14 protein-coding genes and 1 rRNA gene are annotated in these 14,503 nt (G+C 34.8%); 13 read left to right on the forward strand and 2 right to left on the reverse strand.

All coding sequences use genetic code 11. From position 1 onward, the window contains the following. The first annotated feature begins 18 nt into the window (after window positions 1-18). Entirely contained in the window at window positions 19-861 is an 843-nt protein-coding gene (locus OM961_RS06585) for a ParA family protein (RefSeq protein WP_006280226.1), read from the forward strand. Further along, on the forward strand, window positions 858-1,709 hold the full coding sequence (locus OM961_RS06590; RefSeq protein WP_264339670.1) for a ParB/RepB/Spo0J family partition protein: 852 nt from the start codon (window positions 858-860) through the stop codon (window positions 1,707-1,709). The genes OM961_RS06585 and OM961_RS06590 overlap by 4 nt, the downstream gene beginning before the upstream one ends. A gap of 112 nt (window positions 1,710-1,821) precedes the next feature. On the opposite strand, the gene OM961_RS06595 is transcribed toward OM961_RS06590, so the two are convergent. Beyond that, window positions 1,822-1,998 (reverse strand): hypothetical protein, encoded by a 177-nt coding sequence (locus OM961_RS06595; protein ID WP_179943664.1) that lies wholly within the window; start codon window positions 1,996-1,998, stop codon window positions 1,822-1,824. Between the two features lie 512 nt (window positions 1,999-2,510). Continuing rightward, window positions 2,511-3,125, reverse strand: coding sequence for a hypothetical protein (locus OM961_RS06600; protein ID WP_264339671.1), 615 nt, complete (start codon window positions 3,123-3,125; stop codon window positions 2,511-2,513). 153 nt (window positions 3,126-3,278) lie between these two features. Here OM961_RS06600 and OM961_RS06605 point away from each other — a divergent pair. The 11 genes from OM961_RS06605 (at window position 3,279) to OM961_RS06655 (ending at window position 14,492) form a co-directional block, all read left to right on the forward strand. Beyond that, a 16S ribosomal RNA gene (locus OM961_RS06605) occupies window positions 3,279-4,783 on the forward strand. 99 nt (window positions 4,784-4,882) lie between these two features. After that, complete coding sequence (sdhC, locus tag OM961_RS06610) at window positions 4,883-5,260, forward strand: succinate dehydrogenase, cytochrome b556 subunit (RefSeq protein WP_264339672.1); 378 nt, start codon at window positions 4,883-4,885, stop codon at window positions 5,258-5,260. Next, window positions 5,257-5,613, forward strand: a complete 357-nt coding sequence (gene sdhD, locus OM961_RS06615) for a succinate dehydrogenase, hydrophobic membrane anchor protein (RefSeq protein WP_010963113.1) — start codon at window positions 5,257-5,259, stop codon at window positions 5,611-5,613. Before sdhC ends, sdhD begins: the two co-directional genes overlap by 4 nt. Before the next feature lie 84 nt (window positions 5,614-5,697). Further along, window positions 5,698-6,936: a hypothetical protein gene (locus OM961_RS06620; protein WP_264339673.1), complete on the forward strand. Its 1,239-nt coding sequence runs from the start codon at window positions 5,698-5,700 to the stop codon at window positions 6,934-6,936. Between the two features lie 112 nt (window positions 6,937-7,048). After that, window positions 7,049-8,338, forward strand: a complete 1,290-nt coding sequence (locus OM961_RS06625; protein ID WP_006280310.1) for a sugar phosphate nucleotidyltransferase — start codon at window positions 7,049-7,051, stop codon at window positions 8,336-8,338. Between the two features lie 133 nt (window positions 8,339-8,471). Continuing rightward, entirely contained in the window at window positions 8,472-9,701 is a 1,230-nt protein-coding gene (locus tag OM961_RS06630) for a lipoprotein-releasing ABC transporter permease subunit (RefSeq protein ID WP_012673387.1), read from the forward strand. Continuing rightward, window positions 9,694-10,425: a hypothetical protein gene (locus tag OM961_RS06635; RefSeq protein ID WP_264339674.1), complete on the forward strand. Its 732-nt coding sequence runs from the start codon at window positions 9,694-9,696 to the stop codon at window positions 10,423-10,425. Before OM961_RS06630 ends, OM961_RS06635 begins: the two co-directional genes overlap by 8 nt. After that, entirely contained in the window at window positions 10,422-11,642 is a 1,221-nt protein-coding gene (locus tag OM961_RS06640; RefSeq protein WP_264339675.1) for a heme biosynthesis protein HemY, read from the forward strand. The genes OM961_RS06635 and OM961_RS06640 overlap by 4 nt, the downstream gene beginning before the upstream one ends. Before the next feature lie 198 nt (window positions 11,643-11,840). Further along, the gene (gene atpG / locus OM961_RS06645; RefSeq protein WP_010081973.1) at window positions 11,841-12,713 is read left to right on the forward strand and encodes an ATP synthase F1 subunit gamma; all 873 of its coding nucleotides are present in this window, start codon (window positions 11,841-11,843) and stop codon (window positions 12,711-12,713) included. Between the two features lie 18 nt (window positions 12,714-12,731). Then, window positions 12,732-14,066: a TldD/PmbA family protein gene (locus tag OM961_RS06650; protein ID WP_010081974.1), complete on the forward strand. Its 1,335-nt coding sequence runs from the start codon at window positions 12,732-12,734 to the stop codon at window positions 14,064-14,066. 174 nt (window positions 14,067-14,240) lie between these two features. Then, the gene (locus tag OM961_RS06655) at window positions 14,241-14,492 is read left to right on the forward strand and encodes a cold-shock protein (RefSeq protein ID WP_006279919.1); all 252 of its coding nucleotides are present in this window, start codon (window positions 14,241-14,243) and stop codon (window positions 14,490-14,492) included. Window positions 14,493-14,503: the final 11 nt, after the last annotated feature.

The raw sequence follows: 14,503 nt of genomic DNA on the forward strand, positions 1-14,503 counted from the left end.
ATACATAAGATAAAAGGCGTGAGCAAGATTATTGCAATAGTAAATCAAAAGGGTGGAGTTGGCAAAACCACAACTAGTATAAATTTATCGACAGCCTTTGCTGCTGTGGGAAAAAGCACTTTATTGGTAGATCTTGATCCTCAAGGAAATGCTAGCACCGGGCTCGGGATTTCTTATCGTAGTAGGGAAGAAAAAAATATATACAAAATACTACTAAGCAGCGAAAATAAATTGATAGAATCGGCAATTTTCAATATAAAGGAAATTCCAAATTTATCACTAATTTCGTCAGTAGTTGATTTATCAGCTGCAGAAATTGAATTATCGCAACTTGAGCGAGGAAAATTTGTGCTAAAAAGCGCATTAGAGAAGATACGCGATAATTATGAGTATATAATCATCGATTGCCCTCCATCACTTGGGCTTCTAACCATAAATGCTTTGACTGCTGCTAATTCTATTATTGTCCCTCTTCAGTGTGAATTTTTTGCTTTGGAGGGATTAAGCCATTTAGTTAAAACTGTAGAGCTGATAAAAAGAAATAACCTAAACCCTTTTTTGGCAATAGAAGGGATAGTGTTAACAATGTATGACAGGCGCAACAAACTCAGTGAACAGATTAAAAACGATATTTGCCAGTATTTAAATGATAAAGTATACAAAACTATCATCCCATTGTATGAGACTGTTATTCCACGTAACGTACGGTTATCAGAAGCGCCTTCTCATGGAAAACCCGCTATTGTGTATGATCTTAAGTGTCCTGGTGCACAAGCATATATAAGTTTGGCAAGGGAAATTTTAAAAAAGCACGCGAGCAGTTGTAAGGAGAAGAAACTAGTAAGCGAGGGCGTAGTATGAAGGATGATAGACGCCTCGGCAGAGGTCTTGCCGGCCTCATAGGCGATAATTATGATAATAAAGAAGATCGACAAGGGCATTTGCCTATTTCATTACTGCACCCAAGCAAATTTCAACCGAGGAAACATTTTGACGAGGAGTCATTAAGAGAACTTGCAAATTCGATAAAGAAAAGTGGCATTATACAGCCTATCGTGGTACGCAAAGATTCAAATGATGATGGTTATGAAATAATAGCTGGAGAACGTCGTTGGCGAGCAAGCAAGATTGCAAATCTTGATAGTGCACCGGTTATCATAAAAGATCTGAGCGACAAGGAATGCTTGGAAGTATCCATTATTGAAAACATACAAAGGCAAGATATTAATCCAATAGAGGAAGGTGAAGCTTACAGAAAACTGATAGATGAGTTTTTCTATACACATGAGGAATTAGCTTCAGCTATAGGCAAAAGCCGCAGCCACATAACCAATATGATTCGGATGTTGTTGCTCCCTGATAGGGTGAAAACAATGATCAATGAGAAAAAATTGTCTATGGGTCATGCAAGAGCGTTGATTAATGTTGAAAATGCGGAAAGTATTGCAGAAAAAATAGTTTCTCAGGGCTTAAGCGTTAGACAAACTGAAAAACTGATAAAGGACCTACATCAAAACAACAATCAAAAAGAGCAGAGATATACTAGAAATCAAGATATGACAGTAATAGAAGGCGCTATATCTTCTCAACTTGGTTTAAAGATCAAAATTAATGACAACAATTCTAAGGGTAAAGTTATGATACGGTATGATAATCCAAATGAATTGGATTTGATATTGAAAATTTTGAATAGGAAACTTGAGGCATAGCTAGTAGTTGGCTAGCAAAGCAACAAACCAATATCAACTGTTGGTGTCATGAAAGTAGCTGACACTGGAATCCAGGAATTTTATTAAGTTGGTAAGCATAAAAGTATAACTTCTACGTCATACCGCCGCGGTATCCGCTAACAAGCAGCGGGGTGACGATTGTCAGGGTAGCTGTCATCCCAGTGCCCTGACTACTTGGATCCAGGAAAAAGAATGGTGTCATCCCAGTGCGTGATACCCTAGTAGAAATCGTTTTTGTAATTGCAACATTCGTGCAATCTTTAGCCATAAATATTTAAAAAATTTACCAAATGAAAAAAAAGGCAAAAGAAACCCTGGGGTTATTATCCGCTTTAAAATATTGGCGTTTTTTATGTTTTAAACGCTTGACAAGCAAGATTAAGCTGCTTTTAATTGCAACTAACTTACGCTGCAAATGTTTAAGAAGTTTACTAAGCAGAAAAAAAGACAAAGAATCCCCGAGTTAGCTAGTCTTTTACTATCTCTGTCGAGTATTGGCATTTTTTGATGTCTTGTAACGCTTTATAAGCGCGTTCAGCTTATTTAGATAAAAATCTAGATGTAGATGAAGTTTTGTAAAGACATACAGTATCTATATACTGCAAAAAATTGAACATAAGACGCCGATACATTAAGTAATCCTTACCTTTTAATCTGCAGATTGGCGAAAGCAAATACAATAGCTTCACTATCATGATAAGGGGGCTGGCGAAGGGTGTCAAGTAAGTTTTTTCGTTTCATCCGATGCGCTGCCAAAAGCTATGCAAAAAGTCCAATGAGTTAACTCCCATATATCCTGAGTAATTCTTGTGCATTAGCTTTGATTAGGATAGGGCATTTTCTATCATTTAATAGGGAACGCAATATTTCAGTTGCACCCTTAACGTCGTTATTGTGTATCTTTACTACAGCAATAGCTTCTTGGCTTGAATAAGGATACACTGTGCTTGATTCTAAATTATCAATTTTGTCTTTATTTATTTTTTCACCGTTGGAGTGAAGTAAGCTCATTACTTCTAAATATTGTGCTAACTCACGCAAAACACCAGGAGCATCTTTATCATCTGCCAAATCATTATAAATAGATGCTGTGTCTGTTGGCATTGAATCTGAGATATGATTGAATGCGCGTTCAAAATTTGCTAAATACTCCCAATTTGAATCTATTTCTTCTAGCAGCGGCTTATTATCTTTTTTTAAGAATAATACTTCGTAAAACTTGTCACCTGCAGTTATAGATTGTTTTGTGTTATCAATGTTGCGCAATAAGTATAATGTGATGCCAACTAACATTGGCGCGAGTGCAAGCAGAAAGATGTATTTTTTCATGGTAATATTCCAAATAGTTATATATTTATACATTAATGCTTTTGATTTGCAAAAACATATTGACATAGTGATTATATCACATAATAATATTCTTAAAGTTGTTTGAATAGTTGGAGATTAAAATATTTCTAAAGTAGAAATAAAGACAGCAGTATTAAGCTAAATTATTTTTTGTCGGATTTATCCGATGTACCCTCAACCTTTTATAGGTTGAAGTCTAAATTTGAGAGTTTGATCCTGGCTCAGAATGAACGCTGGCGGCAGGCCTAACACATGCAAGTCGAACGGAGTTATATTGTAGCTTGCTATGGTATAACTTAGTGGCAGACGGGTGAGTAATGTATAGGAATCTACCTAGTAGTACGGAATAATTGTTGGAAACGGCAACTAATACCGTATACGCCCTACGGGGGAAAAATTTATTGCTATTAGATGAGCCTATATTAGATTAGCTAGTTGGTGGAGTAATAGCCTACCAAGGCAATGATCTATAGCTGATCTGAGAGGATGATCAGCCACACTGGAACTGAGATACGGTCCAGACTCCTACGGGAGGCAGCAGTGGGGAATATTGGACAATGGGCGAAAGCCTGATCCAGCCATGCCGCATGAGTGAAGAAGGCCTTTGGGTTGTAAAGCTCTTTTAGTGAGGAAGATAATGACGGTACTCACAGAAGAAGTCCTGGCTAACTCCGTGCCAGCAGCCGCGGTAATACGGAGAGGGCTAGCGTTATTCGGAATTATTGGGCGTAAAGGGCGCGTAGGCGGATTAGTAAGTTAAAAGTGAAATCCCAAGGCTCAACCTTGGAATTGCTTTTAAAACTGCTAATCTAGAGATTGAAAGAGGATAGAGGAATTCCTAGTGTAGAGGTGAAATTCGTAAATATTAGGAGGAACACCAGTGGCGAAGGCGTCTATCTGGTTCAAATCTGACGCTGAGGCGCGAAGGCGTGGGGAGCAAACAGGATTAGATACCCTGGTAGTCCACGCTGTAAACGATGAATGTTAAATATGGGAAGTTTTACTTTCTGTATTACAGCTAACGCGTTAAACATTCCGCCTGGGGACTACGGTCGCAAGATTAAAACTCAAAGGAATTGACGGGGACCCGCACAAGCGGTGGAGCATGTGGTTTAATTCGATGCAACGCGAAAAACCTTACCACTCCTTGACATGGAAATTATACCTATTCGAAGGGATAGGGTCGGTTCGGCCGGGTTTCACACAGGTGTTGCATGGCTGTCGTCAGCTCGTGTCGTGAGATGTTGGGTTAAGTCCCGCAACGAGCGCAACCCTCATCCTTAGTTACCATCAGGTAATGCTGGGGACTTTAAGGAAACTGCCAGTGATAAACTGGAGGAAGGTGGGGATGATGTCAAGTCATCATGGCCCTTATGGAGTGGGCTACACACGTGCTACAATGGTGGCTACAATGGGCTGCAAAGTCGCGAGGCTAAGCTAATCCCTTAAAAGCCATCTCAGTTCGGATTGTACTCTGCAACTCGAGTGCATGAAGTTGGAATCGCTAGTAATCGTGGATCAGCACGCCACGGTGAATACGTTCTCGGGTCTTGTACACACTGCCCGTCACGCCATGGGAATTGGTTTCACTCGAAGCTAACGACCTAACCGCAAGGAGGGAGTTATTTAAAGTGGGATCGGTGACTGGGGTGAAGTCGTAACAAGGTAGCAGTAGGGGAATCTGCAGCTGGATTACCTCCTTAGGCTTTGCACATAATTTACCATTTTTAATGATGGTGTTGTTATGTGCTATACTGCTGTCTTTACTTCTACTTTATTTTAATTTCCCGATAACGGATTTTATGAGTGATAGACCTCTTTCTCCACATTTACAAATATATAAAGTACAAGTTACTAGTTTTTTCTCTATTATGCATAGATTGACTGGTATCTTGCTATTCCTTTTATTAATGATACTTTCTTGGTATTTCATATTACATGTTTACTTTCCTGAGTTACTTATAGTAAGGTACTTAAATGCATTATTATTCACTCCTGTTGCTAAATTAGCTTATGTCTTATATTTTATAAGTTTTGTATATCATTTTCTTAATGGTATTCGTCATTTATTGTGGGATGCTGGGCTTAATTTAGAAATTACTGGCGTTTCAAGGAGTGCTATACTGCTGACAGTAACGCTACTTCTTTCTACTATGGCTTTTTTATTTATGTTTATATGAGTCAGTCTGGAAATTCAGTACATCATTGGTGGGTTCAGCGTGTTTCTGCGGTAATTTTACTGTTCCTGTTTCCTTGGTTTATCTATTCATTTTCTTGCACATTTTATACTGATAGCTCTTTGTCTTTTAGTGAAAAATTTATTAATCACCCTCTAGAGCTTTTATTTTTTGTTGTATTGTTGTTTTGCATTTTTTGGCACGCAGTTCTTGGAATGCAGGTAGTATGCGAAGATTATATACACAGCGTACCTTTGAGGATTTTTACAATTACATGCATAAAGTACTTATCAAGCATTACTTATATAACCCTCGCTTTTACAATCTTTATCTTCTACAGGCATATTTTCTTGTAAAATCACCGGTGCTGTGTTAATATATTATTAGTGTACTAGTTTTATTATTGAACTATAGCATTATAGCGATTTTGGTTTGACAATATGTTTGAAGCATTAAAAAAGGGAGCAATAGATCTTACACTTAAAGCAAAAGGTCTGCTTACTTCACCTGAATCTCAAGTTTACGTCGAAGACCTTAGAAAGGTAATGATGTATGATGGAAGGAAATGCCAGTATCCAAAAAATTATGATCAAATTGTACAGTCTGCTAAAATCATAGAAAACAGGGATATGCATGGAAATGCTATACTAGATAAAGATAAAAATCCAACCTATAAACTTTTGTATGGTCAAAAAGATGAGAATGGAGAACAACCAAGTTTCAGATTATCTTTAGTTACCAAAGATAAAGATAATGATAGATCTTATTTTACTATCAATTATATAGACAATCAGGGTAAGCAAATTCCGATAAATGAGTTGCATAAGTCATATTTTGAGCCATTAGGCTTTTCGAGAATGGATTTGAAAAAACACGTGCCAATTTTTGAAGCTGAAAAAACTAAAGATCCTCAATATCCGTTTGAATTAACTAACTCTTCTGTGCTAACTAAAGAGGTAAAAAATAAAGAAGGTAAAGTTCAGGAAGTTGTTGATGAAAAAGGAAGAAATGGAGAATTATTATACACTAGTGATTACAAAAAGCTAAGCACCCATTTTTCAGAAATTAGAGATCAGAATGGTAATTTAGAGCTAGATAAAAGTCTTATATCTGTTCCTATCGTTTTTGCTACAAGCTTGGCTAAAGTTTGTACTAAATTGTTGACTTCTCTTCCTATAAAGTTAGGGGAGCATTTAATAAGCAAACAAAACCCAATTGCAAAGTCTTTTGGTTATCTTTTATTCACTCCTGCAGCGGCAGTAAAAAATTTAGTGGATATGGGAGCTACCATACTTAAGGCTCCAATTTTATTGTTTGTAGCAAATGAGAAAAAATATGGTGATGCTTACTACACCATGTGGAAACACCAACTGAAAGGATGTTTGGAAGAAGCAAAAAGTGACTTTAATGTTATTAAAGGTGAAGAAAGGCTAAAGCCGGATCATGGGAATCGTGATTCACTAGTGGGCACATGGGATGAGCTTAACGCTAGAAGGCCAAAGAAACAAGGGGATGATAAAGAAGTTAGCAAGAGTAATGAAATACTAAAGAGTCCTGAGGAAGAACAAAATAAGGGTAATGAAATATTAAGTGATAAAAGAAAAGGTCATGTTGAGGAATTACAAAATAGAAGAAATTCACAGCAAGGGCAAGGCGCTACACATGATCACTCTCATTAGCAATTACTTTAAATCAACATTTACTTTCTTTATTAACTATTCCACAACAAAAACTTGCATGTATTTTGCCCTCAGTATAAGATATTAATTATTTAATTAATATCTTAACTAAATGCGCCCTGTAATATTGTGTGGTGGTAGTGGTAGCAGACTTTGGCCTTTATCTAAGCCAAAGCAATTTCAGAAAATATTTAGTCAGAACACTATGTTTCACAACACTTTGTTGAGGCTAAAAAGCGATTATATGCCGCCCATAATTGCTACAAATATACAGTACGAGTCATTAGTGATGGAGGAATTGCATGCACTGCAAGAATATAAAGTGATTTTCGAACCAGTGAAAATTGGAACAGCAGCGGCAATATTAATTGCTGCACTTCTCTGCAATGAAAACGAGACAATGTTAATTCTGCCTTCAGACCATTTTATAGGTGATTTGAATAGTTTTTATGCTTCTACTCAAAAAGCGTCTAAGTTAGCCTCTGAAACTAACTCTATAGTCACTTTTGGGGTTAAGCCTCATGAATTCAATTCTGAATACGGCTATATAAATGCAGTATATGATCAGAAAGAAAAATGTCATATAGTGAAAGATTTTACAGAAAAGCCCGAGCGTAAGTTAAGTAACGATCATTATTGGAACTCTGGAATATTTGTGTTTAAAGCAAAACGCTACATAGATGAGATTAAAAAATCTGCCCCGAATCTTTACAATTTATGTTTTAAATATTTCACACCGCAAGAGAGATTTCTGTATTTAAAACAACGAGATTTTGCAGGAATTGAAGGCATATCCATTGATTACTTGGTGATGGAGAAAGCAAAAAACGTTGCAATGATAGAAGCTAATTTCGATTGGTTGGATGTTGGAACTTGGAATTCAGTTTTAGAATTGAGTGAGAAGTTTAGTAAAGAACCGGTGTCATTTCAGCATGTGATTAGAGAAAAAGAACCAGTTTCAACGACAAAAAGTAATAAAAATTTATTGGGTGGAGCTTGTAAGCAACCAAACAAAAGTCTAATTTCATTTATTCATAAAGTTAAGAAAGTAAAGGTGATAAGGAAAGAAGTTAAACCATGGGGATTTTGTAGTATAATTTTAATGAGCGAAAATTTTCTTATAAAATATCTTTTTATAAATCCATTAAGCTGCACTTCTAAGCAATTCCATCACTATAGAGATGAATACCATATAGTGCTATCAGGAGTTGGGTATGTTAGTTTAGAAGACAAAGAATATGCTATAGCAAAAGACCATATGATAGAAATCCCAAGGGAAGTTTCCCATAGGATTGAAAATAGAAGCATAAGCTCTCCACTTGAAATAGTTGAATTTCAGATAGGAGAGCATTTATCTGATAATGATATAGTGAGGTTAGATGATGTATATGGAAGATTTTGAAATTCTAATGTTAAAGATACTCTATAAGCCTGCTAAATTTAAGGAAGCAAAAATCTCTAGTTTTCAAATAAAGAAAAGTCTACAATTATACGAAGTTTCAAAAATATAATGTTTAACCTCAAAATATTTTGTAATGTCCATTGCCTTTGAAATTACTATGGCTGCTTGCTATTTGCGAGCGAAAAATGCCAGATTTTGCTCTATAATGACTTTGTTCTCTATTATCGGCATTGCCCTTGGAGTTGCAACACTAATAGTGGTGATGTCTGTGATGAACGGATTCAGAGCAAAGTTGCTTGACTCAATACTTGGCATTGATGGCCATATTAATGTTTATTTTGATAGGAACATAAATTCAGATTACTACGCAGTTTCAAAATCTATTGAGAGAATTCCTGGTATATTAAAAGCTACTCCTATGACCAATGATCAAGTTATTATTGTAGCAAACGGTAAAATTGCAGGTAGCGTAGTGCGAGGTGTATCAACTAAAGACTTGCTTGATAGTACTGCCGTTACAAATAATGTAATTATAGGTGATGTAAAAAAATTTGATGAAGGAATAATAATAGGAGCACGCTTAGCAGAAGCTTTGAACGTTGACTATGGCGACGAAATTACGTTTATATCATCTGAAGAATTTGATGCATTACTTGGTGAAATGCCGCGAATGAAAAAATATAAAGTTATAGCAATATTTGATATGGGTATGTTTGAGTATGATAATACCTTGATATATATGCCTCTAAAATCAGCACAAGCCTTTTTTAATTATAAAAATAGCATAAAAAATATAGAAGTACTTGTAGACGACGTTACTAGAGCTGATAAGCTGGCAGATGCTATAGAAAAAGAAATAGGAATGGAAGCTGAAAGTTGGCAATCACAGCAAAGCCATTATTTTAGTGCTTTAAAAACTGAAAGAAATGTGATGTTTTTAATTCTCACTTTGATTATAGTTGTAGCAGCGTTTAATATTATCTCAAATTTAATGATGATAGTGCAAGAAAAGAAATCCGCGATTGCAATTATGCGTACATTTGGTGCAACAAGTGGAAGCATTATGCGTATATTTTGCGCTTGTGGTCTATTAATCGGTTTTACGGGAACTTGTCTTGGCTGTATTATAGGTGTCGTTTTTTCTCTCAATATCGAAAGCATTAGAGTGTTTTTAGAAAACATTACTAACGTCAAGCTGTTTGATCCTATGATATACTTTTTTTCAAGTTTGCCAGTGATATTAGTACCCCAAGACGTAGTAAATATTTCTGCACTTGCGTTACTCTTATCATTTTTAGCGACAATTGCTCCTGCGTTGCAGGCAGCTGCACAAGATCCTGCGGAGATACTACGTTATGAATGATACTCAGCAAAAGTACATAGGTTGGTTCTTAATTGTATTGTTATTTACCGGTTACATCACAATAAATAACATAATCTTTTTAAAAATAAATCAGCAAGAGAGTGAAAACAATGTGAAAGCTTTAACGGAAAACATGGATGAATTTAGAATGTTGCTTGAAGTTAATCAATCTAGAATAGAAAAAAAGATATTTGACCTCAAGAGAAGTCAGCATACTCAATGTGAGCAAGGTGATAATAACTCAAGATGTAAGAACCTTGCAAAATTGCTATTACTTATGGTTAAAATGAAGAATTCGTTATTGCGAGAAGCAAAATTTGATAACCATATAAATTCAATAAAGCCTTTGATATCAGAGCTTGACGATCCAGAGATAGAAAATGCAGTAGATGAATTAGAAAATTTGAAAGAGATAAATACCTTACACGAATTGAAGTTATCTTTTGAAAAAACTATTGATACTATCGATTACAACAAAAGTACATTGTCTAAAAAAATCATTTCAAACTGGATAAAGGTAGACGACCGAAATGATCCATTAAGAGTAAAATTCGCAGAAATTGAGGAGTCAATAAATGATAATGATTGGCAAAATATAACTGTTACAGTAAGCAATTTAACGCATTCAGAATTCAAGCCATGGCTGAATAAATTGAATGGTTTTATTGTAGCTTCTAAGAATATTTCAACAATATATCATCACTTATTACAATATATCTCATGATTTATTTTATAATTTTCGCTTTTTCGTTTTTATTTGGTATATGGGTCAAGGTAAGTGGTGAAGTAATAAAATTGGAATTAGGCAATTACACTATAAGTATTGATCTATATTTCATTATTTTTACTTGTGTAGTTTTATTATTTTTATTAATTACACTTGTACGCTTTTTTTCCTCCATTTCATCAACATTTGCCAACATAAGAAATAGAAGAAGGGATAGGGAAGAATTGCTTCTCTTTGAAGCTTTCTTTAGCATAGACTTAGACAATATAGAGAATGCCCAAAAGCTAGTTAAAAGTCTGAGTGAGGAGAGCGATAGGTTGTCTTTAATAAAGCTCTTTAACTCAGGTAAGACGGGAAATTACAGCTTTTTCAGTAACGGTTTAACAAATATTGCAAATAAAAATCGTAACTTAGCTCTACTTCTAGCCAATAAGCTGATTGTCCACCTCAAACAAGAAAAAGTAGTCTTTCAAAAATTTATAGAATATTGCTCTAGTTCAATTAACGATAAAATGCTATCTATTCCCTTTCAAATAGAGCATTGCATATTGAAAGAAGATTGGATTAATGCAATTTTGAGGTTGAAGGAAGCAGTTAAGTCCAATATTTTTCTCCCCTTTGATCATAAAGAAATGTTTGCAGTGTTTTATTGCGCTTTAGCAAAGCAATATGAAAGTAAAGGAAATTTTAAGGAGGCTATAAAGTCTTTATTTAGAGCACAACGTTATAGTGCAATTTTTCAGCCCATCAATTATTTAAAGGCAGAATTATATATTAAACTTGGAAAAATCAGAAAAGCTTCTGCAGTGCTAGAGGCAGAGTATACAGTAAATCCTACTCCTCAGTCAGCTAAAATGTACATCAATTTAAATAGTAAAGGTGCTGAAAGACTATACAACTTACGCCCTGATTATTATTTTAGTTACTGTTTACTTGCTTTGTCCTCAATGAGTTCAGGTAAATATGATCTTGCAAGTCAATATTTAGACACTGCTATGAAAAAAGCTAATTACATGTCAATCTACTTTATTGTAATACAACTCAAGGTTACATTGCAAGAACACGACAAGGTAATTTATTGGCTAAACAAGATGGGCTCAGAAGCTTTGCCTGATCCAAGCTGGAAATGTAAAAATTGTAACAGGGAACTAGAACAATGGGATCATAAGTGTTCAAGTTGTAATAGTTTTAATTGTGTTTATTATATATTATAAAATTCCACAAAGTGTAGAAATTACCATTAGACTACTTTCACATTGATATTGCTGAAGTTAGAGCACTTTCTTAATATAATCCTTATCTCCAAACAATAAACCTGCAAGTTTCTTAGCTAGACTTGGTTTTAATGTCAAAAAAACTTGCTTTTAGACACTAACAGTTATATATTTTAATAAATCAGGGTTGTATACAAAATGAAGAGCTTAAAGGAATTATCCTTAAGAATTAAGAATATTAGGTCTGTACAGAAAACCACGAAAATAATGCAAATGGTTTCTGCAGCAAAGTTGTTACAAAGCCAAAAGAAGTTATTAAATTCAAAATTATATGTATCTAAGCTGCATAACATTATTTTTTCATTAATGCTATCAGTTGATCAAGAATTACTGGCAAAAATTCTAAATGTCAGTAACGACGGTTCTTACCTAGTATTCATTATTGCGTCTGATCGTGGCTTGTGCGGCAACTTTAACTCTTCTATTGTCAAATTTAGTCAAGAGCGTGTAAATAAGTCAATCGCAAATGGCAAAAAAGTAGATATTGTATTTCTTGGTAAAAAAGCTTTTGATGTAGGTAAAAATAGATTTGACTCTAAAAGTATCTTAAAAATTGAAAATAGTAAGGGAATCACGTTAAAGCACGTAGAAGCTTTGGTTGATGGTATAGATTTAAGTAAATACGATAAAGTTAAAGTTTTTTATAGTAAATTCTATAATACCTTCACGCAAAAACCAATGTTGGAAACAATAAAACCATGGAGTAAAGACTCATCCTTGATTGATAGCTCTCTGGCTGGTCCAACAACAGATTACGGCTATGAGTATGAACCACAAAATATTGAATTTATTTTAAAATCTTTAGTTCAAGATTACGTTGTAATTGCTCTTTACTCTGCTTTACTTGAAAGTGCAACGAGTGAGAATAGTGCTAGAATGGTTGCTATGGAATCAGCAAACAGAAACACTAAAGAGATACTGAACAAATTAGCATTGCTTTATAATCGTTCTCGTCAAGCAGCGATTACGACTGATTTAATTGAAGTTATAGGTGGTGCAGAATCTTTATAGAAATCTAAGGAATAGAAAATGAATATATTAAATATTGCAGCAGATATTACTAAACTAATAAAAAAGCAAAATCAAGATGCGGAAGTTACAATATATGAAACTAATAAGACTTCAGTTTCTCAGCGTCTATCAAAAATTGAGCAAATATCACAATCTAAAAATTGCACTGTAGGAATCAGAGCTATAGCAGGTAAAAACAAAGCTGCGTATATTTCTACAAACGATTTGAATAATCTGAGTGATACAGTAAGCCAAGTGGTAGAAATGGCAAAGAATGCGCCAGAAGATCCTTGCATTAATTTTGCTGTAAATGGTAGTAATTATATCTCTTCTGCAGATTTAAGTATCTCAGATAATAATGTTGTAACCGTTGATAACCTAAAAGAAATTGCTGAAGCTGCAGAAAATTCAGCCCTTGCACATAAGAGTATCACTAATTCTGAAGGAGCCTCTTCTTCATACGCTTTAGTGAATACAGTATTATCGACTGTTTCTGGTTTTATTGGCTCGTTTAGTAAATCAACCTTTGCTAATCAGGTCTCTGTTGTTGCTGGAAGAGAAAGTGAAATGAAGGTTGGTTACGATTATGATATAGCATGTAATTTTAGTGATTTAAAGTTGCCAGAGTTAATGGGAAAAGAAGCAGCAAAAAGAGCAGTTGATCAATTGAATTCACGTACAATGAAAACTGGTAAATTTCCAGTTATTTTTGAAAAAAGAGCAGCAAAAGGGCTAGTAAAAAGTTTTGCTTCTGCTATAAATGGGAGCAGTATTATAAGCAACAGTTCTTTCTTGAGGGGTAGTTTAAACGCTCAGATTTTCAACGATAGAATTAATATTATCGATGATCCATTGTTGCCAAGAGGCATAGCATCGAGACCATTTGATGGAGAAGGGATAACTAGCAAGAAAAATATATTTGTAAAAAACGGAATATTACAAAATTGGATTTTAGACTTATACTCGGCTAGAAAATTAGACTCAGAAACAACCGGAAGTGCAACTCGTGCAAGTAATGCTGCAGTTATTCCTGCAGCTAGTAACCTCTACATTGAGAATGGTGATGTATCGTTTGAAGAATTAATTCAGGAAGTGAAAGAGGGAATATATGTAACTGATTTATTTGGTTTTGGTGTCAATTTAATCAATGGCGATTACAGCCAAGGCGCTTCCGGATTTTTTATAGAAAATGGAAAAATAACGTATCCAATACATGAGATTACCATTGCTAGCAATTTGAAGGATATGTTTAGCAATTTAGTCGTTGCAGATGATCTAACTTTTTGTGGGCAATTTAATTCACCAACGATTAAAGTTAGCGAAATGACGGTTGCAGGTTCGCTTAACGATTAAAAAATTTATTTGCATCAAGTACAACAATTGTGTATTATTGTCATGTAATGTTAAGAATAGACTATGGAGTATAAAGGTTTAGTTTCAATAGCTAAGCTTAAAGCATTCTCAATCGTAATTTCAAAGTTTTTCATCACATTAGTAATGTTAGTTAATAATTTAGGAGTTGTTTAAATGGAATTTGGTAATGTAAAATGGTTTAATGCCGAAAAAGGCTATGGTTTCATCAAGCCAGAAGGTAAAGGGGGTGACGTTTTTGTACATATTAGCACATTGGAACGTTCGGGAATAAGACCTGAGGCACTTAAAGGAGAGAATAAAGAGAAGGGAATAAAAGGAGAAAGGGTGAGTTATGAGGTTAAAGAGGAGCGCGGTAGAAACGGAGAAGATAAAAAATCTGCAATAAATTTAAGATTGGAAGATTAATCTATTATGAA

Origin of the sequence: Wolbachia endosymbiont (group A) of Cydia splendana, assembly GCF_947179475.1 — a bacterium.
GTDB classification, from domain to species: domain Bacteria; phylum Pseudomonadota; class Alphaproteobacteria; order Rickettsiales; family Anaplasmataceae; genus Wolbachia; species Wolbachia pipientis.

Coding starts and splice junctions, on each gene's coding strand:
- OM961_RS06590 (WP_264339670.1), top strand. CDS start 858: ATGAAGGATGATAGACGCCTCGGCAGAGGTCTTGCCGGCCTCATAGGC.
- OM961_RS06595 (WP_179943664.1), bottom strand. CDS start 1,998: ATGGCTAAAGATTGCACGAATGTTGCAATTACAAAAACGATTTCTACT.
- OM961_RS06600 (WP_264339671.1), bottom strand. CDS start 3,125: ATGTCAATATGTTTTTGCAAATCAAAAGCATTAATGTATAAATATATA.
- sdhC (WP_264339672.1), top strand. CDS start 4,883: ATGAGTGATAGACCTCTTTCTCCACATTTACAAATATATAAAGTACAA.
- sdhD (WP_010963113.1), top strand. CDS start 5,257: ATGAGTCAGTCTGGAAATTCAGTACATCATTGGTGGGTTCAGCGTGTT.
- OM961_RS06620 (WP_264339673.1), top strand. CDS start 5,698: ATGTTTGAAGCATTAAAAAAGGGAGCAATAGATCTTACACTTAAAGCA.
- OM961_RS06625 (WP_006280310.1), top strand. CDS start 7,049: ATGCGCCCTGTAATATTGTGTGGTGGTAGTGGTAGCAGACTTTGGCCT.
- OM961_RS06630 (WP_012673387.1), top strand. CDS start 8,472: ATGTCCATTGCCTTTGAAATTACTATGGCTGCTTGCTATTTGCGAGCG.
- OM961_RS06635 (WP_264339674.1), top strand. CDS start 9,694: ATGAATGATACTCAGCAAAAGTACATAGGTTGGTTCTTAATTGTATTG.
- OM961_RS06640 (WP_264339675.1), top strand. CDS start 10,422: ATGATTTATTTTATAATTTTCGCTTTTTCGTTTTTATTTGGTATATGG.
- atpG (WP_010081973.1), top strand. CDS start 11,841: ATGAAGAGCTTAAAGGAATTATCCTTAAGAATTAAGAATATTAGGTCT.
- OM961_RS06650 (WP_010081974.1), top strand. CDS start 12,732: ATGAATATATTAAATATTGCAGCAGATATTACTAAACTAATAAAAAAG.
- OM961_RS06655 (WP_006279919.1), top strand. CDS start 14,241: ATGGAATTTGGTAATGTAAAATGGTTTAATGCCGAAAAAGGCTATGGT.